This is a genomic window from Methylobacterium oryzihabitans (genome assembly GCF_004004555.2).
GTDB lineage: Bacteria > Pseudomonadota > Alphaproteobacteria > Rhizobiales > Beijerinckiaceae > Methylobacterium > Methylobacterium oryzihabitans.
On the sequence record NZ_SACP01000009.1, the window covers coordinates 132,036 to 158,471 of the forward strand.

Sequence of the window (26,436 nt, forward strand, 5' to 3'; positions counted from 1 at the left end):
GGATTTTGAACGCCGTTGGGGGGCCGCTTTCGACCCTTTGCCGACCCTTGAAAGGTCCGCTTTCGGGCTGCTGGGCCAGACGCTAACGGCCGGCTTAGGTGGATTGTTGCCATTCCGCTTTCGGGTGACAATCCACAGAAGCGGACGTCATCCCCGTGCTGCTGCTCCAGGACGTCTGAGGTTTCGGAAGCTCTTCCTAACGACGCGTCTATCGGCCGAAACTCCAGCGCCTGTCACTCGTTGGCGCAAGACGCCGCGTGGCAAATGCCGCGATGAACGGTAAAGAAGGACGAGTGGGAACGCGGTGGCCTGTGGCCGCGCCCCGTGCCCCGTGCCCCGTGCCCCGTGCCCCGTGCCCACGGTACAGATCATTTGACCAGCAGTTCCATCCTCGACCCAGAGCGCCTCGCTTCGCTCGACAGCTACAGCGTCCTCGACAGCGCGCCGGAAGAGGGTTTCGACGATATCGTCCGGCTTGCCGCGCGTCTGTGCGAAACGCCCGTCGCCCTCGTCAGCCTCGTCGCGCACGACCGGCAATGGTTCAAGGCGAAGGTCGGCTTCCCCCAGTGCGAGACCGAGCTCGACCGCTCGGTCTGCAAGTTCGTGCTCGTCGAGCCGGACCTCCTGGTCATTCCCGACCTGACGCGCGACGCGCGCACGGCGACCAATCCCCTGGTGACGGGCGAACTAGGCATCCGCTTCTACGCGGGCGCGCCGCTGCGCATGACGGATGGGGCCGTGCTTGGTTCGCTGTGCGTGATCGATACCGCCCCGCGTCCAGGAGGCCTCACCCCCGAGCAGGCCGATGATCTGCGCGCCCTCAGCCGCCAAGTGTCCAGTCTTTTGGCGCTGCGCCGGACCGCTGCGAGCGAACGTCGCGCCCAGGATGCCGCTGAAACCAATGCCGCGCGTCTTGAACGGATAAGTGCGGCGCAGGAGGCGAGCGAAGATCGCTACCGCGTCCTGTACGAGAACATCGATGCCGGCTTCTGCATCTGTGAGGTAAAGTTCGGCGAGGACGGCCGGGCGGTCGATCACCGCGTCTTGGCGGCCAATCCGGCCTTCGAGCGTCACACCGGATTGTCGAACGTGGTCGGACGCTGGGCCAATGAGATCGCCCCCGGCATCGAGCAGCACTGGCACGATGCCTACGGACAGGTCGCCAAGACGGGCGAGCCGCTACGGTTCGAGGGCGAGGCGGCCCCGCTCGGTCGCTGGTACGATGCCCATCTCTTCCCGGTCGGTGGCGGTCGCGTCGCCATGCTCATCGCGGACACGACGGCACGGCGTCAGGCCGAGGCCGCCCTCCGTAGCAGCGAGGCACTCGCCCGTGAGAACAGCCAACGCGTCCAACTCGCGCTGGAGGCCGGTGCCATCATCGGCACTTGGAACTGGGACATCCCCTCGGACCGCTTCACCGTCGATGAGGCATTCGCTCATTCCTTCGGCCTCGACCCCGCCCTCGGACGCGAGGGGATCCCGCTCGCCCAGATCGTCGCGACCGTGCATCCCGATGACAAGGTCGGCTTGGCAGACGCCATCACCAAGGCGATCCTTCGCGGTGGAACCTACGCGCATCAATACCGGGTCCGCCGCCTCGATGGCCGGTACTACTGGATCGAAGCCAGTGGGCGCGTCGACATGGCCGACGATGGCACGCCGCTGAGCTTCCCCGGCGTACTCCTCGACATCGAGGCCCGTCGCGCAGCGGAGGCGGCCCTGCGAACCGCCGAGGAGCGCCTTCAGATGGCGCTGACCGCCTCCGGCGCGGTCGGCCTATGGGACTGGATGGTCGACAGCGACCTTCTTCACGGCGATGCGCAATTCGCACGGCTGTACGGACTGGACCCCGACCGGACGGCGGCCGGCCTCACGATGGAGCAGTACCAAGGATTCGTTGTCCCAGAGGACCTCGCTCCCTTGCGCGCGGCGATCCGCGAGACGTTCGACCACGCCGCGCCGTTCCAGATCGAGTATCGCCTGGCGATCCCCGATCAGGCGCTGCGCTGGGTCGAGTGCAAGGGGCAGCTGATCCCCGACGAAGCAGGGCGGGCCGTGCGGTTCTCCGGCACCGCCGTGGACATCTCCGAGCGCAAGTTAGCTGAAGTCCTTTTGGCTGATAGCGAAGCGCACTGGCGCGGTCTGTTCGAGCGCCTGAGCGAAGGCTTCATCGTCGGCGAGGTCGTCCGCGGTAGCGATGGTGCGATCACCGACTGGCGATACATCGACGTCAACAGGGCATGGGGCGAACTCGTCGGCATCGACCCCTCCACCGTCCTTGGACGGACGCTACGCGAGGTCCTGCCCGACGTCGAGGACGTCTGGGTGGATGAGTTCGCCGAAGTGGTGCGGACGGGGCGCGGGGTCACGTTCACACGCCAAGTCGGCTCACTGGCGCGCTGGTACGAGGGACGCGCCTTCTCCCTCGGGGCCGAGCGGTTCGGCGTGATCTTCCTCGATGTGACCGAACGGTTGCAGGCGAGCCGACAGCAAGACGCCCTCCTGCGGCTCGGCGAGGTCCTGCGCGACGTGAGGACCCGGTCCGAGATCGCATCAGCGGCCGCCGAGATCGCCGGCTTCACGCTCGGCCTCAGCCGCGCCGGCTACGGCAGCGTCGATGTAGGTCGTGAAGAGATCACTGTCGAACAGGACTGGGCGCTACCCGGCCTCGACAGCATCGCCGGCCCACATGCCTTCCGCACCTACGGCAGCTACATCGAGCTGCTGAAACGCGGTGAAACCGTGATCATCGGCGATACGGCCCGCGATCCCCTCACCGCTGACACCGCCGATGCGCTCCTGCAAGTGCAGACCCGGGCCCTCATCAATCTGCCGATCCTGGAGCACGGGCAGTTCGTCGCCCTGTTCTTCCTCCTTGCAGCCGAACCGCGAGACTGGAGCGAGGGCGAGTTGTCGTTCATTCGCACGGTCGCCGACCGGACCCGGTCGGCCGTCGCTCGGATCGAGGCCGAGGAGCGTCAGGACCTCCTCAACCGTGAACTCTCGCACCGGCTCAAGAACACCCTGGCCGTGGTGCAGAGCATCGCCAGTCAAACCCTGAAGGGCGTCACTGAGCGTGATGTGGTCGAGAATTACGAGCGGCGCATCATCGCCCTGTCGCGCGCGCACGACGTCCTGCTGCAGGGCAACTACGCCGCCGCCTCCCTCCGGACGGTCATCGGCACGGTCCTCGGTCTGCTCGCCCCCAAGGACCAGTTGATCGTCGAGGGGGAGGACGTGCCGCTCGGCCCCCAAGCCGCCCTGTCGCTCTCGCTGCTCCTGCACGAGCTGGCGACGAACGCGTCCAAATATGGGGCTTGGTCGGTCAGTGGCGGCACGGTCACAGTGACGTGGCATACCGAGCCCGGCCCGGAGGCGACGTTCGTGCTGGACTGGCGGGAACGCGGCGGTCCGCCAGCTATGGAGCCGACCCGTCGCGGGTTCGGCTCGCGACTGATCCGCACCGGCCTCTTGGGAACCCGACAGACCGTTCTGAACTATCTCGGCTCGGGCTTCGAAGCGGAGTTCCGCGCCCCGGACGCACAGGTGAGATCAACGTAGCAATGGCTTCGTTCCGTGACCCCGACGAACGCGCCGCCGCACCGCCGCCGGTGTTGCTGCTGGAGGATGATCCGATCCTCGGCATGATGCTGTCCGACCTGATCGAAGAGGCGGGCTGCACGCCGATTGAGGTGCGCACCGCCGAGCAGGCCATCGCTATCCTGGAAGAGCGGACAGATATCCGCGTCGTGGTCGCGGATCTCGATACCCGCGGATCGATCATGGGCCTGAAACTCGCGGTCATGATCCGCGATCGCTGGCCGCCGATCGAATTGGTCCTGACGGGCTCGGTGAAACCACGGCTCGACCTGATCCCGGCCCGCGGGGTGTTCTGCGACAAGCCGTTCGAAAACGCCGTCGTCACTGCGGCCGTGAGGCATTTCGCTCGATCTTCGGGTGCTTAGAATCGCCCGCTTACAAGGGCGACACGGAGTGCGTTGCGTTGCGTCTCGCCTCTCCCGTCACAGGCTTCGCGACGAACCCTTCGCACGATCAATCCCTGCGAAGCCGTTTGACTGAAACCGATCTGTCCAAGAACGGGCCCATATTCCAAGCCTAATGTCACCCCACGGCGAAACCACCGGGTGACCGCTTTCGAGCGCGCCGATGCGCGGTCTGCACGGCCGCGTCGGGTCGGAAGCAGAACGTCCGCTTGCGGTCAGCGAGCCAATCTCCGCTTCCCACCCGTAGCGGACCGCAGCGCGGCGCTCCGAGGTCTGTTCGTTATTCCGGCCGTCCATAGGGGCATGCCGCAGTGGACACTGCCACGGCCCGCCGAATATGTCCGCAAGGGTTGGAAGAGCCAACGGACAGGCAAGCAAACGGACATCACCCGAGCGGACGGCGCGGCGCAGCCGGGAACTAAGTCCTCTTCTATCCTGCACACCCTGCGAGTATGCGCGGAAAACCTCTCAAACTCCGTTTCCGTACATGGCATCAATCCGACAGAGTTTGTCGCATATTTCTACGATGAAGGTCGATGCGCGTTGCTGTGACATTCAGCGATAAATGACGATCTTTCTTAAGGACTTGATAGCTGATCCCCCGCTGCGGGCGGGATGCTGGGGCGGTCAGGACGGCACGGTTGCGTCCTTGATCCGCAGGATGGTCTGCCGGCTGGTCTTGAATGCCCGTGCCAGGGCCGACACGCTCGTACCCTCTCCGAGCTGGCGCGCGACCTCCGCCCGCTGTTCGCCGGTGAGACTGGCCGGCCGGCCGAGCCGCCGGCCTTCCGCCCGCGCCCGGCTCAGCCCGGCCTGGGTCCGCTCGATCAGAAGATCGCGCTCGAACTCCGCGACCGCGTTGATCACGGCCATCGTCAGCTTGCCCGTCGAACTCGTCAGGTCGACTCCACCCAGCGCCAGACAGTGGACCCGCACGCCGAGTTCCTCGAGCTTGGCGACGGTCGCACCCACGTCCATGGCATTGCGGCCGAGCCGGTCGAGCTTGGTCACCACCAGGACGTCACCTGCTTCGAGCCTGTCGAGCAGGCGTGCGAACCCGCGGCGCTGCCCGACCGCGGTGGATCCCGAGACGGTCTCGGTCACGAGGCGGCGCGGCTCGATGGTGAACCCAGCGGCCTGGATCTCGGTGAGCTGATTGTCGGTGGTCTGGCCGGGGGTCGAGACGCGGAGGTAGGCGAAGGTGCGCGGCATGAAGCAGTTTCGTCCGAAAACCATGACCGGAACTGGACACCTGTCCGGAACTTGCAGAAGCTAGGTTTTGAACAGGATGGGCCGTCCTGTCCAGAACCGGTCGGTTCCGGACAGCGCTGACCAGTACTCATCTCTGATCATAGAGCCTCATAGTAGTGTAATATATAGCTATTGATAAAATACAATATTTTCGATTTACTCAAGAAAAAAACTTGCGGATAGCTCATTTCTGATACTTCCCGCATCAACCGAAAAAGACGCCTTTGTATTTCTCGAATATCCCATAATTAATTCTACTGTCTCACCAGCTTCCATTGATCCTAACTCAAAAACCTTGTTGGCTTTGCCTCTAAGCCATACAGCATCAAGCTCTACCTGCTTGCCATCATTTCTTATCATTGTTAAAGGCTTAAAATATGTGTAATATGGTACGAAGGGAGCGTTCAACAAACTCACAGAATAATTATCAACATCGTTTATTTGCATTTTTAGCTTTTTAACAAAATCAGATCGATTTGCGAGTCGGATTTTTACGTCGCTGCGTGTGCTGGAAACTACATCTGCATATATATTTTTATGTCCATGTACCAATATTTCACCGTCTCTCTCAACATCAAACCAGCGTTCTCCGGGGGTTGTATGGTATAAACTCACAAATTCTACTTGATTTGTGATAGGATTTATAATAGCCTTTGTACTGCCTGCAACATCAGCGGGTGCCATTCCTTCTTTGGAAGCCCGATCAGGTGCCTCATAGCTTAGTCTTAGTAAACTATCTTCGTCGGTTGTTTGTTTTTGAATGGGTTCGGAATTTCTAATTCTGGGATATATACCGACGTTAGTAACAGAATTATGTTTATTTTCAAGCATTACAAGGTCTCTAGTGCATTTTTTGATTTCTAACAGCTCTTGCTTATCAAAAAAGACTCCCCCAAAAGCCATATCCCCTTGTTTACTTATGTTTTGTATGCGTTCGATTGTGTTGTTTCCACCAAATGTCGCTTCAACAAGTCCTTTTCCAAGTGCAATATCAAGAGAATATTCAGCATTATTTCCTTCTTTAATTTTTAATTCTAGATTTTTTGCGATTAAAATTTCTTTTATTATTTGATTGTCGCTGTTTTTTATAAGATCAACACACGATTGTCTCACAAAACAGCTACCTATCGCATCTTTTAAAGGGGTTGTTTCAATGTTGAAATGCCTTGCGCCATCCGAAGAAAGTGAAACAGACAGATTTGAGCTAGCCTTTGGTCCCAATTTTATCTCTACACCGCCAAAAGATTGAGACGAAACTCTAGGGCCAAATGAAAAGCTCCTGCTCAGGCTTACTGTCTGATTAGGAAATCCTACGGAATTTTTTGTATCATCCTTAAATTTTGCAAAAGATATATTTGCTCCCGGTAATATACACGCATCAGAAAGAATATAGTTTTGGGCCAACGGCGTAGTTTTATTATTCTTTGTCTCTTGCGTTTGTCTAATTATAGCACCCCGCTCATAAGTCTCGGGAGATGCTAACGTTAGACATCTCATATTTCGTTCATTTGCAAATTTGCAAAGTGGATCAGTATTATCGTTCCATGTCAAATTCCAAATTAATACTCCGATAGAGGCTGCACCACCTAGGAACACTGTTCCCGCTAGTAGGCGATTGGTCACAGTTTCAGTCTCCTGTCCACAAGCTCGGAGGTATCAAGGCGTTACGGCGCTTGAAATTATAAGGTAGCTGTCATCAATGGCATTGGCGACCTTAATTGCTACCTTATTGGCCGATCTCGTCCGACCATTAGCACTTGGAGGCGAGGCCTTGTTGAAACTCGATCCAAGGCGATCAGGCATGGTCTCAGGTTGGGTCGCTCGGCTCGTGATCTTCGGTGCCGGCAAACACATGTTTTCCGACAGGGAAACGTAGCTGCGTGCACACGCAGCCGGGGTTTGCTTTTGCCGTCTGAGCCGTTAGCACGATCATGGAAAAGACAAGGAGCGTTAGTTGATTTCGAGCGAGTAACCAGTATTCACGGCAAATACCTACCTGCAGCCGGTGAATAAATTGGCGCATTCTTGTTTATTGTGCAAGAGTTTGAGCCGGAATACGATATTATATCTCAACTAGCCGCGATCCGCGCTTGATGAAGTTTAGTATGTCGCTGACCTATGTAATCACTACAGCGCTTCTGGCCCAGTCCAACTTGGTATCACCGCGCGAACTGCTCCGTATCAAAGATTTGGGAACTCTTCACGTCAAAGATTTCGGTTGAAGCATCTGTTGATGTCTTCGACGTGATACAAAGACAGCCTGGCTGAGGGGCTTAAATCTAACGTGGGGAGGCTCTTACTTGAGCGAGTAATGCATTAACACGCTGATCGCCATCGGCCCATTGTGTGCGAAGAGCTGCTATCTTGGCAGTAATATCCCGCTCTCGTTTCACACCCATAAGATCTGCCTTGTTCAATGCGGTGATAGCTTGTTCACAGATGTACCAGCAAAGTACCGACATGCATATAGTAGAGACTATGCCTGAATAAGATCCAAAAATTCGCCCTAAACTGTGATGTAGATTGTGCTCTGCCGCGATACAGGCACCTATGATACCGGCTTGTACAAATAATTTCAAAGCCAGATCAGCAGACTCGCGGCGGGTCATCCCCTTTTCCTTGAGTAAAAGAATTTTGATGGCTTTCAATGTGGGAAACATCGCATGACGAAACGCACGCATTAGGCGACAAAATATGGTGTGAGACTCTCTCATTAACCACCCAACAACCTCTACAGCTAAATCTGATAATCCAGCTAGAGCAACATCTTTACCGATTTCAGGCGCTTTAGATTGCAGCGTAGACGCAAGTGCGTGGCGTAAATTGTCCTGATACAGTTCAGATACTGGTCTCTCTTGAGACCGACTCTCTCGCCATTGTGCGATAACAGGGGCGCACGATATCGCCAGCGATGTAAACAGCTGGATCGCCGCCTGCTGGAGGGGGCCGGGAAGGTACTTGATGGCCTCGAAGCTCTTGATGCTCTCACTCATTGCTGTTTCACGTTCGGGACAAGCCATAGCAGATATTTGTGGCTTAAGATCGTTTGCTGGAGCACACAGCTTGGCAGCAACAACTTCGAAAGGCGCGACACCCATTAGGAAATGGTGAGTGATCTCGATCGCGGCATGCGCATGATTATTCAAGTGGAAATTTATTGCGTGAGTACCCCCAGATGATAAATTTGAGACTGGGTTTGGTTTATTCCTTAATAAATTATCGTCAGCAGCTTCGGCGTTTAGTTCGCGCTGAAGATTAGCAAGCGCAAGATTGTATCTAGCTTGATCGTGCATATTACCCTCCTCTTCACGCAGTGGTCGTTGAGTTAGTGCCGGAGAGCACATCCCATGCAGTTAAAAAATTGATTTCGCGCTGATGTAGTGATGCAGAGTCGGCATCACATGTCATAATAACATCTAGAAGAGGTCGAGCTAACCTGCGGTAAGATGCAGAGCCAATTTGCCGAAAATGGGAAAATGCACTTTCTAAATTTATTTCTTCATTAAGTAAGTGATTTATCTCATCTCTAGTTGTTTGTGGGAGGCCTAGGAATGAAACGCCAAAAACTTGATTGCGAATACAATTTGCTTCCGTAGCATTGATCTTAGAGTCGGCACAGGCAGCGCCAACTAGAACACCAGTCAGATGCATAGCATCAGTTTTATATAATTCCCATTTTTTCAAATCGGATCGAATGGATTTGTTGGTCTCTGTTAATTCAGCTATAGCATCCCTGAGTTCTTTATCTTGTTTAGCTGCATCATCTAAAATTTTTTTTATGTCTGGTTTTATATCCTCTTCGCTGATTGCTCCGAACGTGAAACCGAGAATGCTCATGCCCCCACTGATGCCGAAGCCCACTTTCGTGCAGACTCCGAATGCCCCGAGAACGCCAAGTGCCACCCCCGCTGGTGCCAGCGTTACGACGCCAACCGTTGCGAGACCTGCGCCCGTACCAACCACGAGACCACGCTTCACGCTGTTCCAGTTCATGGCGGTGCCGCTCCTACGGACATGCGACACGAAACGCTAGGTTCGACCTCCTGGTTCCAATCCGGTTAACCAACGGGCAACCATGGTCGCTAAACCGAGTGTCGGAAAACACCTGTTTTCCGTATACCCGGCCTTGAAATGCCGATGACCGCATGGGGTCGGATGCAGACCCATGAAGCGCTCCGTCAGTATCCGGCCGGCATACTTTGCTTCGGGCTGCGAAGCCGCCTTCCGGGCGGCGGCGGAAAATCGTCGGATGCGGGCCGTTGCGCCCAAGGTCCCCCGACCTGGCACCAGTCGCCCTCTCAAGAAGGCCGTGGACGCGCGCTCTCTCGGCCCGGGCCGGGCCATGGGTCGATCCTCAACCTGGGCCTCGGCAGATCAGGCCACCAGGGCATCCTCGAACGGGAGGTGGGCCACCGCGTCGTTCGGGTCGAGCTGGGGCGCGAGATGCAGGGCGAGATCGCGCGGGCCGAGGTGGCAGAGGTCGGTGTTGAAGTCATCCTCGTGGGGATCGAGGTAGCTCACCAGGATGCCCGCGGCCTCGGCGCGCTGGCGCAGGGTCGCGGCACCCCGTTCGCCGGCTGGATCGGCGTCGCGGGCGATGTAGAGGTGGCGCAGGCCGGGAGGGAGGATCAGGGCACCGAGGTGGGCCCCCGACAGGGCAGCGACGTGCGGCACCGCCGGCAGGACGCGCTGGACCGACAGCACTGTCTCCATACCCTCGCCGGCCACCATCAGGTCGGACACAGTGCCGGGGAAGCGCACGCCATGGCCGAGCTGGTTGCCGAGGGTCCGCCGCTGGTCGCGCACCGCAGCCTTGCCCCGGCCGTCCGGAGCAAGCCAGGTCCGGCCGACCGCCATGACGGTGCCCGACAGATCGGTGACGCTGGCCATCAGAGCCGGATGGTAGGTGTCCGGGCCCTCGGGCTCCCTGGCCGAGGGCCGGTACAGGCAGCGCGGGTGGAACCGCAGGGCAGCCTGGTCGAGCGCGTGGCCGAGCCCGCGTGAGCGCAGGTAGGCCGCAGCGACGGTGCCGGGCACCGGCCGGCCGTAGCGCAGCATGCGACGGGCCGACTCGGCCGTATCGCGGGCCGCAGGGAGCGGGCGGTCCCGCTCCGGCACGGGCTGGTGAGGTATGCTCAGGAACGCCCGCGCTTCCGCGAGGGCCGCCTTCCAGTCCTCGTTGTTCTGGAGCCGGATCACGTCGAGCAGGTCGCCGTGCTCGCCGGTCGCGCTGTCGGTCCACTTGCCCCGGGCGCCCTTGCCGGTGCTCGGCCCTGTCAGCCGCACGTACATCGATCCGCCCTCGGTGTTGAAGACGTCTCCGACGCACCACCAGCGGCCGTTCCGGTGGCCGTTCGAGAGGTAGCGCCGGCAGAACGCCTCGACGTTGTCGGCGAGTTGGCGGGAGAGATCCGCGGCGGTGGGATGGATCGGCATGGTCGGCCTCCGTCGGGTTCGTGCATTAAGCGTGAGCGTGAGCGGCGACGCAACGTAACAGTGCATAGCGCTCGATGACGGCGGCCAGGATGGTGGCCCCATTCTCTCCGACCGGGATGAACAGACGCGTACGAAACGAAATCACTTCTGAGAACAGGCCGATGGTCTTCAAGGCCGCCCGCGCGCTCTCGCTCACCCCGATCAACTCGATGCGGTGCTCGCTCATCACTCGGACTCTCTTCACCTGAAGCCCGCCGGTGAGCTGGAGGCTGGCCCGGCCCCCGAGCACGGCCGCGTAGGCGTCGGCCGGGGCCATGGCGGTACCGGCGCCGAGGTTGAGCTTCTCGCGGGTGACGTGCAGGTCCTGCGGGTCGACCACGCGCCCGACGATGCGCTCGCCGGCGTCGGTCACGAGGCGGAACACCCGCATGTCGATGCCGGGCAGGCGATCCCAGATCGGCAGGAGCAGACCGGTGACCACGTAGAGGGTGCGCTCGTCGAACTCGGGCAGGCTGGCGAGCTCGGCGCTCCAGGCCGCCGCGAAGGCCTCGGCCGATACCTCCTCGAACGAGGAGCGCGCGTACTGGTCGCGGTCGAGGAGCTGGCGCTGGAGCGGGCGCACCAGGCGGACCCGCGCCACCACCGAGCCGTCCTCGCGCGTCTCGCTCGCCGCCTTGCCCATCAGCGCCGGCCGGCCGGATTTTGCGTTCACGACGGGGCGGTAGCCGTCGGCGATCATGTCGAGCGCCGCGGCAAGGTCAAGCGGCCGGAGCCGGCGGCGCTCGGAGATGGTCAGGAGGTGGGTGTGCGCGCCGCTCGCCGGGTGGGTGTACGCCACCTCGCGGTCGGTCACGGTGAAGGATTCAGCCGTCAGCACCTCGACGCCGACGTCGTAGACCCCGGCCGAGATCGCGCCCTCGATCACCAGGGCCAGGCGCTCCTCGAACGCCTCGAAGAGGCGGTTCTGCATATCGATGCGGAGCGCGAGCACGCGGTTGAGGAAGCGGCCGATCGGCGGCAGCTCGTCAAGCAGCGCGCCGCTCTCCGTGGTGAGGGCGAGGCCGGTGGTCGCTTCGAACACCTTGAGCGGGCAGCCCTCGATCTCCCCGCGCATGATTGCCCAATAGAGCTGGCGCAGCGCGGTGGCCGCGTACGGCCCCTCCAGATTGTCCTCCGGCCGGAACAGGCCCTGACCACCGGTCTGGCGCTGGCCGCGGGTGATGGCGCCGAGCGTGTCGAGGCGGCGCGCGATGGTCGAGAGGAAGCGCTTCTCGCCCTTCACGCTGGTGGTCACCGGGCGAAACCGCGGCGGTTGCGCCTGGTTCGTCCGGTTGGTGCGGCCAAGCCCCTGCACGGCGGCATCGGCCTTCCATCCGGCCTCGAGCAGGTAGTGCACGCGCAGGCGCTGGTTCTTCGCGCCCCGGTCGGCGTGGTAGCTGCGCCCGGTGCCGCCGGCATCGGAGAACACAAGGATCCGCTTTTCGTCGTCCTGGAAGGCCTGCGTCTCGGACAGGTTGGCGCTGCCAGGGCGGTTCTGGAGCACGAGGCGATCGATCCCGTCCTTGCCCGCCTGGCGCACGATGCGGCGCGATCGCCCGGTCACCTCGGCAACGACGTCCGTGCCGAAGTGGTGCAGGATCTGGTCGAGGGCCGACTGCACGGGTGCGAGCCCGCACAGGTGCTCGATCAGGGCGTCACGGTTCTCGACGGCCTCACGGCACAGGACGGGCTGGCCGTCGGCATCGATCACCGGCCGGGACTCGATGTTACCGTCAGCGTCGCTGTAGGGCTCGTAGAGCTGGGTCGGGAAGGCGTGCTTGAGGTAGTCGATGACGTACTCGCGCGGCGTGACGTCGACGTGGAGGTCGCCCCACTCCTCCGAGGGGATCTCGGCCAGCCGCCGCTCCATTAGCGCTTCGCCGGTCGAGACGATCTGCACGACCGCGGCGTGGCCGGCCTCGATCCCCGCCTCGATCGCCGCGATCAGGCTCGGGCACTTCATTGCCGTGAGGAGGTGGTTGAAGAAGCGCTGCTTGCTCGACTCGAAGGCGGAGCGGGCAGCAGACTTGGCCGCGCGGTTCAGCGTTCCGGATGTGCCGGTGACGCCCGAGGCCTTCAGCGCCGCGTCGAGGTTAGTGTGGATGACCTGGAAGGCGTCGGCGTAGTCGTCGTAGATCGCCGTCTGCTCCGCCGTCAGCACGTGCTCCAGCATCTCGACCTCGACGCCGGCGTAGGACAGCGAGCGGGCGGTGTAGAGGCCTAGCGCCTTCAGATCGCGCGCCAGCACCTCCATGGCGGCCAGGCCGCCCTGGTCCATCGCGGTGATGAAGTCCGACCGGGTGGGGAAGGGGAAAGCGCCCCCGCCCCACAGGCCGAGCCGGTGGGCGTAGGCGAGCTTCTCGACCGTGACCGCGCCGGTCGCGCTCACGTAGATCACCCGGGCATCCGGCAGGCGGTACTGAAGCGCGAGCCCGGCGCGGCCTTGCTGCGAAGCCTCGACCACACCGCGGTCGCCCGAGCCGGCCGCCGCGTTGGCGAGCGCGTGGGCTTCGTCGAGGGCGATCACGCCGTCGAAGTCAGGCCCGAGCCAGGCGAGGATCTGGTCGAGGCGCGAGCCGGACCCGTTCCGCCCGGCGCCGCGCAGGGTCGCAAAGGTCGTGAACAGGATGCCCTCGGCCAGCGTCACGGGCTTACCCGGCGCGAAGCGCGACAGCGGGACGATCTGGAGCGGCTCCTGGCCGAGGTGGCGCCAATCCCGCTGGGCATCTTCCAGCAGCGCCTCGTTCTTCGAGATCCAGAGCGCCTTGCGGCGACCTCGGCACCAGTTGTCGAGGATGACGCCGGCGACCTGGCGCCCCTTGCCCGCGCCGGTGCCGTCGCCAAGGAAGAAGCCCTGGCGGAAGCGCACCGCCCCCTCGGCGTCCGCAGCCGCGGCCGAGAGGAGCGTACCGGTCTCATCGACGGTCCAGTGACCGGGCAGGTGGCAGGCGTGGGCGGCGCCGGCGTAGATCACTGTCTCAAGCTGGCATTCCGAGAGCAGGCCGGCCGAGACGACCGGTGCGGGGAGGCGCGGGGCGTAGCCCGGTCGGGGCAGGCGCACCGAGGCCATGGCGGTCGACTGGACCAGCGGGGTCGGATGGGCGTGAGCGCCCTCGATCCGCAGGGTCTCCAGGGCGTAGGCTTCGTAGAGGGCCGCCTCGGCGGCGAGCGTCGCGGGCAGCTCCTCGATCACCTTGTAGGCGATCTCCGAAGCGGTGACGTCGGCGGCAGCCGCCGAGGCGACCTGGGGCGAGGGGAGGGAGCGCGGGGCCGGCCCCGGCTTGCGGGAAAGCCCCGGGATCGAAGCCCGGCGGGCCGGTGCGGCGGCCGGCTCCAGGCGGGCCGGGACATGAGCCAGAACAGCGGCCAGCAGCCCGGCCACATCCTCCATCAGGCCGAGCGGAGCGACGTGCGTACCCGTCTCGCCGGCGGGCAGGCGGTCGAAGACGTGGAGGCGCACGTCGACGCTGGTGCCGTGCTTGGCATAGGCCCGCCCTGACAGGCCGGCGGAGAACACAAGCCGCCCGCCGCGCTCGCCAAGCGCCGCGAAGGCCTTGGCCGCGCCCGAGCGATCGGGCCGGAAGCTCTCGCCGGTGATGGCGACCAGGCGCCCGCCGCGGGGGAGCCGCGAGAGGGCCGAGCGCAGGTGATCGCCGGTCGCGTCGCGATACCGGCCTTCGACCTGTGCCGCGACCGAGAAGGGCGGGTTCATCAGGACCACGCTCGGCGCCAGGTCCTCGGCCAGGCGGTCGTGGATCTGCGCCGCGTCGAGCTGCGTGACCGAACCGGCCGGGTAGAGCGCCGCGAGCAGGCCCGCCCGGGTCGCGGCGAGCTCGTTGAGGTGGAGGCGTGCGCCCGCAAGCTCGGCGTGGACCGCGAGCAGGCCCGTTCCGGCCGACGGCTCCAGCAGCACCTCGCTCGGCCGCAAGCCGCAGGCGAGGGCCGCGACGTAGCCGAGGGGAAGGGGAGTTGAGAACTGCTGGAGCGCCTCGCTCCCCTCGCTGCGCCGGGTGTGGGTCGGCAGCATGCCGGCGATCCGGGCGAGCATCGCGAGCCGGCCGGCCGGGGTCGCGGCCTTGGCGCGGATCGCCGGCCAGAACCGGCGCAGGAACAGCACCTGGGCGACCTCGCCGGCCTCGTAGGCGTCCTTCCATAGCCACAGACCCGAGACGTCGCTGCCGCCGCAGGCGGCCTCCATCGCCGTCCGCAGGGCGGCGGTCTCGATCGCCCGGCCCTGCGCCAGCGCGTCAGCGAGGCGGGTGCCGGCCTCGACGATGGCGGCCGGGCTCGGGGTAAGGGCGGTGCTCGCCTGGAAGTCCTTGGCGCTGATCGAGAAGTTCATTGGCGCGGCTCCTGTCAGATCGTGCCGGACCGCGTGGCTCTCTCTCGTCCTCGCGTCGGCTTAATCCCCGACAGGGCTCCTCTTCCTCTCAACTCGCGGGACTTTAATCCCGCAGTGCAGTATCGGGGACACACCAGGCCCCCTTCCACACAGTCACTTCCTTTCGGAATGGTTAAGACCATTGACCGATGGCCGAGTCATGCGCTTGCATGGAACAGTCAGACACAGCGGAGGGATTCGTCGGTTGAACCGGCCGCAATCGAATGGAGACGCCGAGATCGTGCGCTGCACGGCTCGGATCGTGATGGGATACGTCGCCGGCAACCGCTTGCCGGCCGCTGATCTCGCCACGCTCATCACGACGGTGTCGAAGGCGCTCAGGTCTCCGCACGACTTCGAGGTCGCCACGGCGACGCCCGTGATCGCCCAGGCCGTACCCAAGGTGTCCTACGTCGCATCGGACTATCCCCGCCCGCAGGTCCCGGCGCGCCTCCTTTCGCTCAAGGAGATCGCGGACTCGGTCCAGGAAACCTACCTCGTCTGCTTCGAGGACGGCGAGCACTACCGGATGCTGGCTCGGCATCTTCGGCTGTTCGGCCTGACGCCCGACGCCTACCGTGAGAAGTGGGGCCTGCCCGACGACTACCCGATGATGCCGGCGGCCCACCTCAAGCATCGCGCCGAGCTCGCCCGGCAGCGCAACCTCGGGAAGCACGATCGCAGCACGGCCAAACCGCGAAGGAAGTCCGCCATCACCGCGAAGACGCAGACGCGGGGCGCTGAGGACCCACCCAAACCGAAGCCCTACAGCGTGGGTCTCACCCGAGGCGGGTGGCGCCGGCAGGGCGACGTGGGACAGGGTGCGAGCCCGGGCTGATGCCCGGCCCGGTGCGGATCTTGGGCGAGATCAGGCCGCCGCCTTCACCCCGCGCCTCCACGCGATGCGTGCGTCGCGGCTGGCGTTGGCGAGGGTCTTGAGCAGATCACCGTGGCAGGCCAGGGGCGCGCACCAGCACACGAGATCGCGCCCGCGCAGCTCGTCCAGCGCGCGCAGCAGCAGGTGCTGGTCGGCCAGCCACCGCCCGTACTTCTCGATCACCTCGGCGCGGGTCCCGTCCTTGCCGATGACGAACGGGTTGCCCCATTTCGAGCCGCGGCCGATGTAGACGGCCCCATCGTGGGTTCCGGTCCGTTTGTTCAGAACTCGACACATCGTCCTGCTCCCGATCGCTGATGCGTCGTGGCGACCGCGGTCGAGGGGGCGGGGTCACGCGAGCCTTCAGGCGAGCGGGAACGGCCTGCCCGTTGACCCCGACCCCGCCGCGGTCATGCAGGACGCTCGTAGCGAGCGGGGATCGGGACGGGTCCGAGCGCAAGGCCCGCACCCGTCCATGGCCGCTCACTCGGCGGCGATGGCATACCCCATGTTGCCGTCGGCCGAGCCGTCCTCGCCGTTGAGGAAGGGCGGAAGCGGCTCGCTCGGCTCGGACCCGGCCTCCTCCGCAGCGTCGCCGAGGAACGCCGGCAGTGCGACCTCCGCGATCGCCGTCGCCTCATCGGATTCAGCGGTCTTGGCCGGGGCCGTCGCCCCCTCGGCACTCAGGCCGGGCGTGCGCAGCAGATCGGGCAGCCAGCCGCTGTCGGCCATCAGCCGCTCGGCTTCGCGCGCCATATCGGCCTTCTTGAGGTGGTCGAGGAGCTGGGCCTTGTCCTCCCCCTTGGCCTCGCGCACCGCGGCCAGGATCTTGCCCTTCGTCACTCGCGAGAAGTAGTTCGCCGCCGTCGGATGCCAGTCGCGGGTCATGTCGAGTCCGACGAGTTGGGCGAGCTGGTCGGCGTGCGGCATCACCTCGGCAGGCCGCCGATCGTATTGCGTGTGCATCGCGTTGATGCTGAGGCCCGCGCAGAGCGCGAACAGGTCCGTGCGCTGCTCGGGGCCTAAGTCGACCAGGAAGTCCCAGATTGCGCGGTGGTCGGCCGGCAGGCGCCGCGCCCACGCCTCACGCTTGACGCCGAGGGCACTCGCCGGCCGGTAGGCGTCGAGGCCCTGGACGGTGTGGTCGGGCCGGGCCGAACTGGTGGAGACCTCCAGGCACGACGCGGCGCGGTAGCCGGTGACGATCACCCGGATCACCATGGCGTGCACGACCGCGATGAAGGCCGCCTCGGGGTCGTCGGCCAGCGCCTCGCGCAGCGCGATCGTGCGGTAGGTGGTCAGCTCGATCCGGTGCTGCTCGGAGAGCGGGCGCTCGACCTCTTCCGGCTCGGGCGCAGGGGCAGACGCGGGCGTGCCGCCCCCGATCGTGATGACCGTGCGCATCACCGCCGGAGCCGGGGCAGCGACACTGCCCGAGGGGGACGCGACCGGCTCGCTGATCGGCGCCGGCGCCGCTCCGGCCGCGACCGCGGCGGAGTCCGTTCCCGGCGGGGTCTCCGTCTCCGCCCGGGGCTCGTCCTCGGGCCGGACGTAGCCGCGGCGCACCTTCGGCGTACCGTCGTAGTCGAGGGTGACGAAGGCGCCGGCGATCGCGATGTCGGCCGGGTCGTAGATCTCGGCACGCGCCTCGAACGCGGCGATGTCCTTCTCCAGCTTGGCCATCCGATGCGCGGCGTCGGCGGGCCACTCCTCGTCGCCGTAGCCGTGCTCGTTGTCGAGCTGCTCACGCTCAGCCAGAGCCGCCTCGAACGCCTCGGCCTCGGCTTCGCTCAGGTCGGAGCGGGTCGGCAGGGCACGCAGGCCGTAGACGCGGCTCGCCATCAGCGAGAGCGACACCTCGATCCACTTCCAGCCCTCGGCCGCCACGGTGGCGCCGAACTCGGCCAGCTTCGCCTCGGCCAAGCGGTCGAGCAGCGCGGGATCCTGGAACCACTCGTCGCCGCGCTCCGTGAACAGGTCGCGCAGGACAACGCCGCCAGCGGCCTCGTAGGCGTCCTGGCCGACGAAGATCGCCCGGGGCTCGCCCATGCTCACCGTGCGCTCGGTCAGGGCCTGCCGGATCCCCCAGTTGCTCAAGGCGCCTCGCTTCTTCAACGCCTCCCAGACCTGGACCTGGCGCGCCTGATCCTCCGTGACCGAGAACGCCATCAGGCATTCCAGCGTCATCTCGCCAGCGCCGTAGGCCTCGAGCAGGACCGGGCTGATCCCGGCGAGCCGCAGGCGCTGACCGACGATCCGCTCCGTCACGAAGAACCGGGCCGCGATATCGGCGTGGGGCATGCCGGCGTCGGCGAGCGCCTTGAACGCGCGGAACTGGTCGAGCGGGTGCAGGGCCTCGCGGTGGGCGTTCTCGGCCAGCGAGTCCTCCTCGGCACTGATCGCGCTGTCGGCTGCGCGCACGATGCAGGGCACCTTGACGCCCTTGGCCATGCGGCGGGTCTTCACCAGATGCTCCAGCGCCCGGAAGCGGCGTCCGCCGGCGGGCACCTCGTAGCGGCCGGTCTCCTGACCCGCCTCGTCGAGGATCGGACGGACGTTCAGGTTTTGCATCAGGCCGCGGTGGGCGATGTCGTTCGCCAGATCCTCAATGCTCTGCCCGTGGGCGATCCGACGCACGTTCGCCTGGCTCAAGACGAGCTTCTCGAACGGGATCGCGACCGCCTCGGTCAGCGTGATCTTCGCAACGGCCTTCGTGCTAGTCTTCGCGCTGGTCATGGTCCGTCATCCCTGGCTCGGGCGGCCGGGCTCTCTGTCCGACCTCGAAACCCTCACACAGGCGGAGCCCCCCTCTGACTCCAGAAGGGGGCCGACGGATCGAAGTACGCCGGATCAGGCGGTGACCTGCCGGGCGGCGCCAGCGGCCACGACCAGGGTCAGCGGCGGCACGGCGGAGGCCTCTGCTTTCTCAAGCCGGGCCATGACATCGGATAGGGTCTCGCCGGCCTCGTGGCAGTTCCGGAGGGCCGCCAGGGTGATCATCGGCTTGCCGCCGTCGTCGGCCGACTCCTCCACCGGGCTCGCCATGCCCGGCTGCCAGAACTTCACGCCGGCATCGAACACGCCGGGACGGGCGATCCAAGCGCGGTGGTAGGACAGTCCGTGGTTCCGGCAGAATGCGTCGAGGCCCGGGGTCAGGCCGTAATCCTGCGCGTCCTCGAAGGTCAAACTCGTGCCGTTGGCCAGCGCGTCGCGCACGAGTGTGTCGGCCTCTGCGAAGTACACGCTCGCCGCTGCGACCAGTGCTGTGACGGCCCCAGGGCCCACCATAGCGCCGCCGATGGTCACGGTGGTCATCACGTACTCGCCCATGGTGCTCGCTCCTTCACCGCGGATCCGCCGGAAGCCGGCGGTCCTGCACGGGCGAACGGCCCCCCTCAGGCGTGAGGAGGGCCGGCATGGGCGGCGTCAGGCGTCGAGGCCGGGCGAGGACGGTCGGCAGCGACAGGCCCGACCGGGACGGGATCGGCTCGCTCGATCCGGACACGATCCGCAGCACCACCGCGCCGGCCGAGGCGAGATCGTGAAGCTCGATCAACACCACGAGCGCCTCCGCCACGTCTCCGGCGAGGACGCCCAGAGCCTCGTCGACCGAGGCAGCGAAGCGGCGGCCGACCAGCTCGAGGGATGCCGCCTCGAGCACCCGGTCCGTGTCTTGGACGGAGATGTCGAGGGCCAGGGTGTAGGAAAGGGGGTCGGTCATGTGCGCTCGATCGGCCAGAAGGGGCTGAGAGCCTCTCTCCCAGCTTGCTGATCCCTCGTCGGAGACGCCGGCTCCTCTGCCTCTCGTGAGCTGAAACGCTGGATCGAAGCGGAGCGAGCGCCTATGATCTCTCCGGGGCGGTACGCGCCGCCCTGGGGCGTGGAAACCCCTCATTTGACGGTTTGGTGCCGGCCGTCACGGCGCCGATCCTCTGGCCATGCGGCCGGGGGCCTGTGACTATGTCCAGGCGCTCCGGTGCTAAAGGTCATGGGGACCGTTCAAATGCGGTTTTCCAACCCCCGGCTTGGGATGGTCGAGGCTCGTTAGCGGGGGCGTACCGCGGACACGGGCCCGTCCGGGGAGCGACCGATGGGGCGACCACGCGATCCCGACGAGGGTGCGCGCCGAGATCTCGATGAACTCGGCCGTGCATACACCGATGCCCTGACCCAGCGCCGCGCGCACGTGCAGGACGGGCTATTCATCCAGCTCACGACCAACCTCGGCATCATTCTCACGTTGCTCGGCTGGCGTGCGGATCGAGCGCGCGCCGTGATGCCGTCCAGTCCTGCGACGGGCCCCTGACTCTCGCCGAGGCTCATCCTCAATGTGCCTGAGACGACGAGCCAAGCGGTGGGCCCGGGTGCAGGCCCGAGCCCGGATCATGCACCGCCACTACGGCGATCAGGCCTACTTCATCGCGCGCGAGCGGGCTCGCCTGCCGGACGGGCGGCGGGTCCGGTTCTGGACCCGCGTCGCGATCGAGCTGGCGCGCCTCGAGGCCCGGGCGATCGGCCTTGGCACCGGCGACCGCTGGCGATAGGCGCCCGGTCCGGGAGGCTCGACACGGATTTCGGGAAACGGAAGGCGACGATGACCGACGACATCGGGGCGCTGCTGCAGCACCTCTGGATCCTGAACGACAAGGACGACGTCCGACAGGCGCGAGAGGAGGCCTGCGATCCGGCATACGGGATCGCTGCCCTCGATCCGGCGACCACGCTGGCGATGAGCCCGATGCTGCGGGCCCGCTACGCCTTCGCGGATGCCTGGCACGGCGCGGCGTACGGCCAGACCTGGCTGGCGTTGGGTGCTGTCGCGACCGCCTCCGCCCAGCTCCGCGAGCGCGCCTGGCACCACGCGCAGATGGAGACCCTGGCTGAGACCTTCCCGAGGGGCATCGACCCGGCCCGGATGGCGCTGTTCGGGATCGACGAAGACAGGGGCGGGGCGACCTACCTGATCTGGCGCCCCGACGGTACGGAGCCGATGGTGTGCGCCTTCTACGGTGGCGGGCTCGACATCTTCGCGAGCCTGGGCCGCTACCTCGAATTCCTGATCGGGGAGCGCGTCCACGACGACAGCGCGGAGCTGCTCGCCGCGGCGGGGGTTCGGGTGCGGCCCGTCGCGCAGAGCCTGGTTCCGGACAACATCCCTTAGAGATCGGGCCGGCTGGCCATCGCGTCGAACCGCCGGACGATCACCGGCCGGGTGTCCTCTCCTTGAGCGAGGCGCTGGATCAGGGCCAGTTCGGCGTCCGAGCAGGGGCCCCGCACCGCGATGTCGACCCAATGCCCGCTGCGACCGACATGGCTGTCGCGCAGGCGGTGGTCGGAGGAGGTGTAGAACGACTCGTTCGGCTCGATCAGCCGCACGCGCGAGGTCAGGAACAGGATCCCCGAGCCGAGATTGCCGCAGAACAGGCGCTCGTCGGCGGCGACGGTCTTCGGCCCGCCACCCACCGTGCGCTGGCCGATCTGCCGGAAGGCCTCCCCGAACGTGCTCGGGTTCGGGGTCGTCCGGGGGGTGAGTGTGTGCCGACCGCCCCACGGAGGCCGCGCCGGGTCGATCCGTCCGGTCGCGATTTCATGCAGCAGGGTGCCGAGGTAGCTCGGGTCGGCCGCATACGGGCAGATCCGCCACAGCGCCCGGATCGCCCTGCGACTGCCGGCCGGGTACTCGAACAGGCGCGCGCGGACCCGGCGCCAGCCCTCGGCCCGCCGCCGCCGGCCGTCCCGCTGCTGGCGCTCCCACTGCCCGGTGCGCCGAACCATCTCCTCGTCGACGTCGAACTGGCGCTCGGCGATCGCCGCGGCGAAGAGGGGGAGGGCTGCCTGCTCGCGGACCTGCCTGCGCCGGTACGCCGCGCGTTTGCGCGACGTGTCCTCGAAGGCCGTCGGCCGCGGCCAGCGCTTGAAGCGCATCACGCCGCCTCCCGCTCGATCGCCGGCGCCGCATCCTCCTCGTCGCCCTCGTCCAGCCCGCCGGCGCCGTCCACGGCGAGCTCGGGCGGCAGGTGGCCGAGCAGCCAGTCTGCGGAGCGGCTGGCGAGGCTCGCCGCCTGCACGATGGCTCGCGGATCCGAGCGGAGCACCTCGAGCCAGTTCGCGATGTAGTCGGCGTGGCGCACGGTCGGCACGATGCCGAGGCTGGCGCAGACGTAGGCCGCCGAAATCTCAGCTACGAGTTCCTCGCGGGCATACCCTTCGCTACCGTAGCGGCCGGTGAAGTCGCGGGCGAGCCGATGGGCCGCGCCTGTCGCGTGGCTCATTTCATGAGCCGCGGTCCTGTGGAAATTGATCGGCTCGAAGAACGACTGCGGCGGCGGCAGCACGATCGCGTCGTCGGCCTGGCGATAGAACGCCCGCTGCCCGCCGAGATGGATCGTGAGGCCGGTGCCCTCCATCAGCGCGTGGAAGCGCGGCTCGATCAGGTCCTCGCGCGGCGGCGGCGGCGGCACGTAGAGGCCGTCCGGCAGCCCGTCGCACTGCGCGGCGTTGAACACGGTGTATTGCTTCAGGAAAGCGATCGAGCGCGCCTCCTCGCCCGCCTGCGAGGCCCGCGCGCGCTCCTGCTCGGGGGTGAAGCGGTTGGCATACACGACCGGGGTGCCCTTCTCGCCCCGGCGCACGCTGCCCCCGAGGGCGCGCGCCTGGCGGAAGGTGAGCCAGCGCTGGGTCGGGTAGCCTGCCGCCATGCCGCTTCCCCACAGCAGCATGACGTTGATGCCGGAATACGCCCGCTCGGTCAGGGCGTTGCGCGGCATCCCGACTGCGGCGGCGCCCGGCAGGTCGCCCCAGGGCTGCACCCACGGCACCCGTCCCTGCTCGAGCTGGGCGATGATCGTGTCGGTGATGCGCTGATACAGGTCGGGGCGCTGCTCTGGAGCGGCCTCGGTGCGGCGGGCGGTGGGTTTCCGGGAGGAGGAGGGGCGGCGGGCCATCGGGATGCCTTCGCGACAGGCGCCGGAGCCTCTCTCCGGCCTGATCTCCCGTCATCGTCCTCCAGGCCTCCTCTCCCTCCCGCGCGACCGCCCGGCCGGCCCGCCACGCAGGACGAACGCGCTCAAGCGCGGCTGGCAGCAGCAACCACACGGTTACGCACTCATAGGTTGCTGGATTGCGGAAAAACCATCGCCTAGGATTGCAACTGGATCGGCGGCTTCCCTGCGGCAGGCTCGGACCGGAGGCGGCTGTTGCATTGCTCAAGTGGCGAAGGTGAAACCCTGGAGCAGCACGTCCGCGAGGTCCACTGCGTCTACCTCACGGCGCTGATGCGGCTCGAGGCGCTGGAGGACGAGGACGGGCGCGCGGCCGGCGCGAGCGAGGTCGAATACGCGGCCGCGCAGGTCGACCACGAGTTGCACTTCCGGATCTTGCGAGTGCTGCTGGCGCAGCTCGGCTACGTCCCGAGGGACCTGACCACGCGCTCCGACATCGAACGGGACATCTCCGCCGGGCTGGCGGTGATCGCGGGCCGGGCAGCGTCCCGACCGGGGGGGACGACCCGCGCGACGACGCGGGCCGGGACGTCGATCAGGTCAGCTTGATGAGGGCGGCGAGCGCTCCGAACATCGCCACGAAGCCGGCGGCGATCAGTCCTCCGAGGCGGGCCGTCATCTGGATCGTCTGAAGCTCCAGCGCGACGCGCAGGTCCTCCTTCGTGACGAGATCGACCATAATGAACTCCCGGGCCGCTCTGGCGTGCGCATCGGCGTGCTCGGTGGGAATGCCCGCCTCGCGCAGAGCCTTAAAATATTCGAGCGTGTCGAACGCGTAAGCCATCGTGTGGGCTCCCTCTGTCGCAGATCCGGCCCCGCCTGGCAGGCGAGGCCGTGAGGCTCAGGCTTCAGTCCTGGCGGCGGCCGTTGGAGCGGGTCCAGATCAGCGAGTGGGTCTTGCCGTCCTCCTCCGCGAAGAGGCGGGCGTAGAGGGGACCCGTCAGGCTCGGGTCGTCGATCTTGACCGAGATGTAGTCCCGCTCGCCCTTCGACACCTTGGCCCATCCGGCGCCGATCTCAGCCTTGCCGAGGTAGATCCGGTGGGTCGGGGCGTTCTCGGCCGTGCGCTCCGTCTCCGCCACGATCGCGACCTTCTTGGCCTGGATGGTGAGGGTGGTGATCTCGCCGGAGAAGCCGTTCTGGGTCTGGGTGAAGCTGCCGATGGTCGCCATGGTCGTGATCCTCTTGTCCGGTTGCTCTTGGCCGCGCCCCTGCGGCCTCGATGGCGTTCGTTGAGCCGGAGGCGACCGGCGCCGCACCTGCTTGCAGGCCGCAGCGTGAGCGGAGGACGGCGAGGGACGGTTTTCTTGATGCGCGAGGAGACGCCGTGAGGCGGCGGGGAAGAACACCGGCATCCGCCGTTGCGGTGGTCCCGGGCGACCCGGATAGAACCGCCCATCTCTGAGGCCTCTGGGCTGCGGCCATGCTCTCCGGACTGCGGGAACGCCTCCTGGCCGGCTCGGGTGACGCGCCTGACCTCGACGGTTCCGGGTCCCGCACCCCGCCCTGGCTGGAGGCCCGCACTCAGAGGACGATCTGCGCGCCGCTCCCCGCCGACCCTGGCTCATCCGCGAAGGCCCGGCGATGGCCGGTCCCGCCTGAGAGGGAGGCAGGAGGGGGCTACAGGCTCAAGCGCGCGGCTCGAGCTTCTGCAACAGCCGACGAGCTACGCCGCCGCGATGTCGGTCAACGGAAAGCCACTGCCTTTGAACAGCAGCGGCATGCGGTAGGCCTGGGCGCACGCATAGGCGAAGCAGTCGGCGTGCGTGAGTCCGGCCGGGTGACGGCCCTTGCCGTAGCGCTCGAACGCCTCGATCGCGCCGTCGGCCGTCTTAGGCGACACGGCGACGACCTGGATGACCGCCAGAGCGAGATAGTCCAGCACGGCCTCCCGGGCGTCGGGCAGGGGAAGGTCGAGGATACGCGAGAGGCTGATCGTGGTCTCGTAGACCGCGTAGGGTGAGGTGAGGCGCTGGCGCGCGCGCTGGAGGCGCGCGACGAGGGCCGCAGCGTCGGCCTCGCCGGCGAGGATTGCGATCAAGGCGGAGGTGTCGACGAACATTACGGGTTGCCGTACAGTTCGTTGCGCGAGGTCCTGTCATCGGGCATCGCGTTGGGGCCGGCACGCTTTCGGAGGTTACGGGCGAAGGCGAGGGACTGGGCCACGAGGTCGAGTCGGTCCTTCTCGCGACTGATCTCTGCGCGAAGCGCCTGGCGCACGGCCTCGGTCTTGGTCGTGCGCTTGAGGGACGCCAGCTCCTGGGCAAGCGCGTCCACATCCGGATCCTTGACGTAGAGAGCCACGGATATCCCTGTCGAATATACCTAATATCGCAATCAGGATATCCCATGGGTGATTCGGGGCAAGCCCGCTGCTGCGGGATGGGATGGGGGTCGGGAAATCGACGATCACGGCGGCCGGGTCGCGGCCGTGATCGATGGAGCGCCCCGGTCTGGGTGAGGGCGCTCCAGTGCGAGGATCACTCCTCCCCGTAGGGGTCGAACTCGGAGATGATGTCGGCGGGATCGCCCTCGAACTCGTCGCTCGTGACGACGCCGTAGCCGGCCTCGGAGCGGAACACGGTGACCGGGACCATCAGGGAGGCCGCGAGGCTGTGGGCGTAGCGGTTTGCGAGGGTGAGATCGGTCGCCATCGGGGTCTTCGCTCCTGCTGGAGCGGGGGCGATCCCCGCTCGACAGCGGCCCCAGGAGGCCGAGAGCGGCCGCGATCACCGCGAAGGCGAAGCCGTAGCGGCCGCCCGCTTGCGGAGCGGACCCCTTGCGGGTTGATCGTACAAGGCCGCGACGGCCTATCGGGGTTGATGCGAGAGAGCGGGGTCGTCCACACCGGCTGAGCCCGATCCCTGAGAGGGGATTCGCCCTTAACCCGACCGTGCTAGCGTGGCCGCACCGTGCCGATCCGCCCCGAACATCGCCACTTCTACCCGATCGACTGGCCGCAGCTCTCGGCTGTGATCCGCTTCGGCCGCGCCGGCGGGCGCTGCGAGGCCTGCGGGCGTCCGCACGGGCAACTGATCGTCTGCCTCGATGATGGCACCTGGTACGACGCCGAGGCCGGGCATTGGCGCTCCGGCCGGGGCCGGGGGCTTCGCCGCGAGCCCAGGATCGCGGCGCTGGCGCGGGCCCGGTTGACGGTGCCGATCCTGGCGACCTGCCACCGCGCCCACGACACCAGCCTCAACGGCGATCGGGATCTCGCGGCTTGGTGCCAGCGCTGTCACCTGATCCACGACCGGCCAGAGCATCTGCGGCGGCGCCGGCTGACCTACCGGCGCAGGCGAGCGCTCGGCGACCTGTTCGAGGGGCCCTATCCCCTCACCTGAGGGGCCGGGAGGTCGAGGTGGCGACCTGATCCGGAGCCACAGGAGTTGACCTGGGGCTCAAGATGCCAAGGCACAGCCGAGTGAACCGCTCCGGGTTTCCCGG

Annotated in this window: 25 protein-coding genes; 8 read left to right on the forward strand and 17 right to left on the reverse strand. The window is 65.7% G+C overall.

The annotated features are described in order from the left end of the window. Window positions 1-372 precede the first annotated feature (372 nt). Entirely contained in the window at window positions 373-3,561 is a 3,189-nt protein-coding gene (locus EOE48_RS11205) for a PAS domain-containing protein (protein ID WP_127728928.1), read from the forward strand. 2 nt (window positions 3,562-3,563) lie between these two features. Continuing rightward, window positions 3,564-3,965, forward strand: a complete 402-nt coding sequence (locus EOE48_RS11210; protein ID WP_127728930.1) for a response regulator — start codon at window positions 3,564-3,566, stop codon at window positions 3,963-3,965. A 666-nt stretch (window positions 3,966-4,631) separates the two neighbouring features. On the opposite strand, the gene EOE48_RS11215 is transcribed toward EOE48_RS11210, so the two are convergent. The 6 genes from EOE48_RS11215 to EOE48_RS11240 form a co-directional block, all read right to left on the reverse strand. After that, on the reverse strand, window positions 4,632-5,216 hold the full coding sequence (locus tag EOE48_RS11215; RefSeq protein ID WP_127728932.1) for a recombinase family protein: 585 nt from the start codon (window positions 5,214-5,216) through the stop codon (window positions 4,632-4,634). A 195-nt stretch (window positions 5,217-5,411) separates the two neighbouring features. Further along, complete coding sequence (locus EOE48_RS11220) at window positions 5,412-6,878, reverse strand: hypothetical protein (RefSeq protein ID WP_127728935.1); 1,467 nt, start codon at window positions 6,876-6,878, stop codon at window positions 5,412-5,414. A gap of 656 nt (window positions 6,879-7,534) precedes the next feature. After that, entirely contained in the window at window positions 7,535-8,548 is a 1,014-nt protein-coding gene (locus EOE48_RS11225) for a hypothetical protein (protein WP_127728937.1), read from the reverse strand. A gap of 13 nt (window positions 8,549-8,561) precedes the next feature. Further along, a complete protein-coding gene (locus tag EOE48_RS11230; protein WP_127728939.1) occupies window positions 8,562-9,248 on the reverse strand; it encodes a hypothetical protein in 687 nt (228 codons plus the stop codon). A 381-nt stretch (window positions 9,249-9,629) separates the two neighbouring features. After that, a complete protein-coding gene (locus tag EOE48_RS11235) occupies window positions 9,630-10,691 on the reverse strand; it encodes a DUF7146 domain-containing protein (protein WP_127728941.1) in 1,062 nt (353 codons plus the stop codon). Between the two features lie 25 nt (window positions 10,692-10,716). Then, window positions 10,717-15,072, reverse strand: coding sequence for a strawberry notch family protein (locus tag EOE48_RS11240; RefSeq protein WP_127728943.1), 4,356 nt, complete (start codon window positions 15,070-15,072; stop codon window positions 10,717-10,719). 244 nt (window positions 15,073-15,316) lie between these two features. On the opposite strand from EOE48_RS11240, the gene EOE48_RS11245 reads away from it, so the two are divergent. Continuing rightward, window positions 15,317-15,949, forward strand: coding sequence for a Ros/MucR family transcriptional regulator (locus EOE48_RS11245; RefSeq protein ID WP_246154159.1), 633 nt, complete (start codon window positions 15,317-15,319; stop codon window positions 15,947-15,949). 30 nt (window positions 15,950-15,979) lie between these two features. On the opposite strand, the gene EOE48_RS11250 is transcribed toward EOE48_RS11245, so the two are convergent. The 4 genes from EOE48_RS11250 to EOE48_RS11265 form a co-directional block, all read right to left on the reverse strand. Continuing rightward, window positions 15,980-16,285, reverse strand: coding sequence for a DUF4326 domain-containing protein (locus tag EOE48_RS11250; RefSeq protein ID WP_127728947.1), 306 nt, complete (start codon window positions 16,283-16,285; stop codon window positions 15,980-15,982). Between the two features lie 186 nt (window positions 16,286-16,471). After that, window positions 16,472-18,724 carry a ParB/RepB/Spo0J family partition protein gene (locus tag EOE48_RS11255; protein ID WP_127728949.1) on the reverse strand — a complete coding sequence of 751 codons (2,253 nt, stop codon included), beginning with the start codon at window positions 18,722-18,724 and terminating at the stop codon, window positions 16,472-16,474. A gap of 114 nt (window positions 18,725-18,838) precedes the next feature. After that, window positions 18,839-19,318: a hypothetical protein gene (locus tag EOE48_RS11260; RefSeq protein ID WP_127728951.1), complete on the reverse strand. Its 480-nt coding sequence runs from the start codon at window positions 19,316-19,318 to the stop codon at window positions 18,839-18,841. Between the two features lie 13 nt (window positions 19,319-19,331). Beyond that, window positions 19,332-19,709, reverse strand: a complete 378-nt coding sequence (locus tag EOE48_RS11265; RefSeq protein WP_127728953.1) for a hypothetical protein — start codon at window positions 19,707-19,709, stop codon at window positions 19,332-19,334. Between the two features lie 369 nt (window positions 19,710-20,078). Here EOE48_RS11265 and EOE48_RS11270 point away from each other — a divergent pair, with 369 nt between their 5' ends. The 3 genes from EOE48_RS11270 (at window position 20,079) to EOE48_RS11275 (ending at window position 21,149) form a co-directional block, all read left to right on the forward strand. Next, window positions 20,079-20,294 carry a hypothetical protein gene (locus EOE48_RS11270; RefSeq protein ID WP_127728955.1) on the forward strand — a complete coding sequence of 72 codons (216 nt, stop codon included), beginning with the start codon at window positions 20,079-20,081 and terminating at the stop codon, window positions 20,292-20,294. A gap of 79 nt (window positions 20,295-20,373) precedes the next feature. Continuing rightward, on the forward strand, window positions 20,374-20,532 hold the full coding sequence (locus tag EOE48_RS29165; protein WP_187371384.1) for a hypothetical protein: 159 nt from the start codon (window positions 20,374-20,376) through the stop codon (window positions 20,530-20,532). A 50-nt stretch (window positions 20,533-20,582) separates the two neighbouring features. Continuing rightward, window positions 20,583-21,149: a hypothetical protein gene (locus tag EOE48_RS11275; RefSeq protein WP_187371385.1), complete on the forward strand. Its 567-nt coding sequence runs from the start codon at window positions 20,583-20,585 to the stop codon at window positions 21,147-21,149. On the opposite strand, the gene EOE48_RS11280 is transcribed toward EOE48_RS11275, so the two are convergent. Together EOE48_RS11280 and EOE48_RS11285 are read right to left on the reverse strand one after the other, a co-directional pair. Beyond that, on the reverse strand, window positions 21,146-21,913 hold the full coding sequence (locus tag EOE48_RS11280) for a hypothetical protein (RefSeq protein ID WP_127729063.1): 768 nt from the start codon (window positions 21,911-21,913) through the stop codon (window positions 21,146-21,148). The genes EOE48_RS11275 and EOE48_RS11280 overlap by 4 nt on opposite strands. After that, a complete protein-coding gene (locus EOE48_RS11285) occupies window positions 21,913-22,932 on the reverse strand; it encodes an ArdC family protein (RefSeq protein WP_127728957.1) in 1,020 nt (339 codons plus the stop codon). The genes EOE48_RS11280 and EOE48_RS11285 overlap by 1 nt, the downstream gene beginning before the upstream one ends. 252 nt (window positions 22,933-23,184) lie before the next feature. Between EOE48_RS11285 and EOE48_RS11290 the strand changes: the two genes are divergently transcribed. Further along, window positions 23,185-23,538, forward strand: a complete 354-nt coding sequence (locus tag EOE48_RS11290) for a hypothetical protein (RefSeq protein WP_127728959.1) — start codon at window positions 23,185-23,187, stop codon at window positions 23,536-23,538. Here the strand turns inward: EOE48_RS11290 and EOE48_RS11295 are convergent. The 5 genes from EOE48_RS11295 to EOE48_RS29170 form a co-directional block, all read right to left on the reverse strand. Further along, a complete protein-coding gene (locus EOE48_RS11295) occupies window positions 23,525-23,773 on the reverse strand; it encodes a hypothetical protein (protein WP_127728961.1) in 249 nt (82 codons plus the stop codon). The two genes, EOE48_RS11290 and EOE48_RS11295, sit on opposite strands and share 14 nt — an antisense overlap. Before the next feature lie 64 nt (window positions 23,774-23,837). Further along, entirely contained in the window at window positions 23,838-24,161 is a 324-nt protein-coding gene (locus EOE48_RS11300) for a DUF736 domain-containing protein (protein ID WP_127728963.1), read from the reverse strand. Window positions 24,162-24,655: 494 nt separating this feature from the next. Beyond that, window positions 24,656-25,051 carry a type II toxin-antitoxin system VapC family toxin gene (locus tag EOE48_RS11305; protein ID WP_127728965.1) on the reverse strand — a complete coding sequence of 132 codons (396 nt, stop codon included), beginning with the start codon at window positions 25,049-25,051 and terminating at the stop codon, window positions 24,656-24,658. After that, entirely contained in the window at window positions 25,051-25,293 is a 243-nt protein-coding gene (locus EOE48_RS11310) for a type II toxin-antitoxin system VapB family antitoxin (RefSeq protein ID WP_127728967.1), read from the reverse strand. Before EOE48_RS11310 ends, EOE48_RS11305 begins: the two co-directional genes overlap by 1 nt. 176 nt (window positions 25,294-25,469) lie before the next feature. Then, on the reverse strand, window positions 25,470-25,643 hold the full coding sequence (locus tag EOE48_RS29170; protein WP_187371386.1) for a hypothetical protein: 174 nt from the start codon (window positions 25,641-25,643) through the stop codon (window positions 25,470-25,472). Window positions 25,644-25,901: 258 nt separating this feature from the next. Here EOE48_RS29170 and EOE48_RS11315 point away from each other — a divergent pair, with 258 nt between their 5' ends. Further along, complete coding sequence (locus EOE48_RS11315; protein ID WP_127728969.1) at window positions 25,902-26,333, forward strand: hypothetical protein; 432 nt, start codon at window positions 25,902-25,904, stop codon at window positions 26,331-26,333. Window positions 26,334-26,436: the final 103 nt, after the last annotated feature.

Excerpts from the sequence above, each read along its gene's own strand:
- EOE48_RS11210 (WP_127728930.1), top strand. The coding sequence starts at position 3,564 with ATGGCTTCGTTCCGTGACCCCGACGAACGCGCCGCCGCACCGCCGCCG.
- EOE48_RS11215 (WP_127728932.1), bottom strand. The coding sequence starts at position 5,216 with ATGCCGCGCACCTTCGCCTACCTCCGCGTCTCGACCCCCGGCCAGACC.
- EOE48_RS11225 (WP_127728937.1), bottom strand. The coding sequence starts at position 8,548 with ATGCACGATCAAGCTAGATACAATCTTGCGCTTGCTAATCTTCAGCGC.
- EOE48_RS11230 (WP_127728939.1), bottom strand. The coding sequence starts at position 9,248 with ATGAACTGGAACAGCGTGAAGCGTGGTCTCGTGGTTGGTACGGGCGCA.
- EOE48_RS11235 (WP_127728941.1), bottom strand. The coding sequence starts at position 10,691 with ATGCCGATCCATCCCACCGCCGCGGATCTCTCCCGCCAACTCGCCGAC.
- EOE48_RS11240 (WP_127728943.1), bottom strand. The coding sequence starts at position 15,072 with ATGAACTTCTCGATCAGCGCCAAGGACTTCCAGGCGAGCACCGCCCTT.
- EOE48_RS11250 (WP_127728947.1), bottom strand. The coding sequence starts at position 16,285 with ATGTGTCGAGTTCTGAACAAACGGACCGGAACCCACGATGGGGCCGTC.
- EOE48_RS11255 (WP_127728949.1), bottom strand. The coding sequence starts at position 18,724 with ATGACCAGCGCGAAGACTAGCACGAAGGCCGTTGCGAAGATCACGCTG.
- EOE48_RS11260 (WP_127728951.1), bottom strand. The coding sequence starts at position 19,318 with ATGGGCGAGTACGTGATGACCACCGTGACCATCGGCGGCGCTATGGTG.
- EOE48_RS11265 (WP_127728953.1), bottom strand. The coding sequence starts at position 19,709 with ATGACCGACCCCCTTTCCTACACCCTGGCCCTCGACATCTCCGTCCAA.
- EOE48_RS11270 (WP_127728955.1), top strand. The coding sequence starts at position 20,079 with ATGGGGCGACCACGCGATCCCGACGAGGGTGCGCGCCGAGATCTCGAT.
- EOE48_RS29165 (WP_187371384.1), top strand. The coding sequence starts at position 20,374 with ATGCACCGCCACTACGGCGATCAGGCCTACTTCATCGCGCGCGAGCGG.
- EOE48_RS11275 (WP_187371385.1), top strand. The coding sequence starts at position 20,583 with ATGACCGACGACATCGGGGCGCTGCTGCAGCACCTCTGGATCCTGAAC.
- EOE48_RS11280 (WP_127729063.1), bottom strand. The coding sequence starts at position 21,913 with ATGCGCTTCAAGCGCTGGCCGCGGCCGACGGCCTTCGAGGACACGTCG.
- EOE48_RS11285 (WP_127728957.1), bottom strand. The coding sequence starts at position 22,932 with ATGGCCCGCCGCCCCTCCTCCTCCCGGAAACCCACCGCCCGCCGCACC.
- EOE48_RS11295 (WP_127728961.1), bottom strand. The coding sequence starts at position 23,773 with ATGGCTTACGCGTTCGACACGCTCGAATATTTTAAGGCTCTGCGCGAG.
- EOE48_RS11300 (WP_127728963.1), bottom strand. The coding sequence starts at position 24,161 with ATGGCGACCATCGGCAGCTTCACCCAGACCCAGAACGGCTTCTCCGGC.
- EOE48_RS11305 (WP_127728965.1), bottom strand. The coding sequence starts at position 25,051 with ATGTTCGTCGACACCTCCGCCTTGATCGCAATCCTCGCCGGCGAGGCC.
- EOE48_RS29170 (WP_187371386.1), bottom strand. The coding sequence starts at position 25,643 with ATGGCGACCGATCTCACCCTCGCAAACCGCTACGCCCACAGCCTCGCG.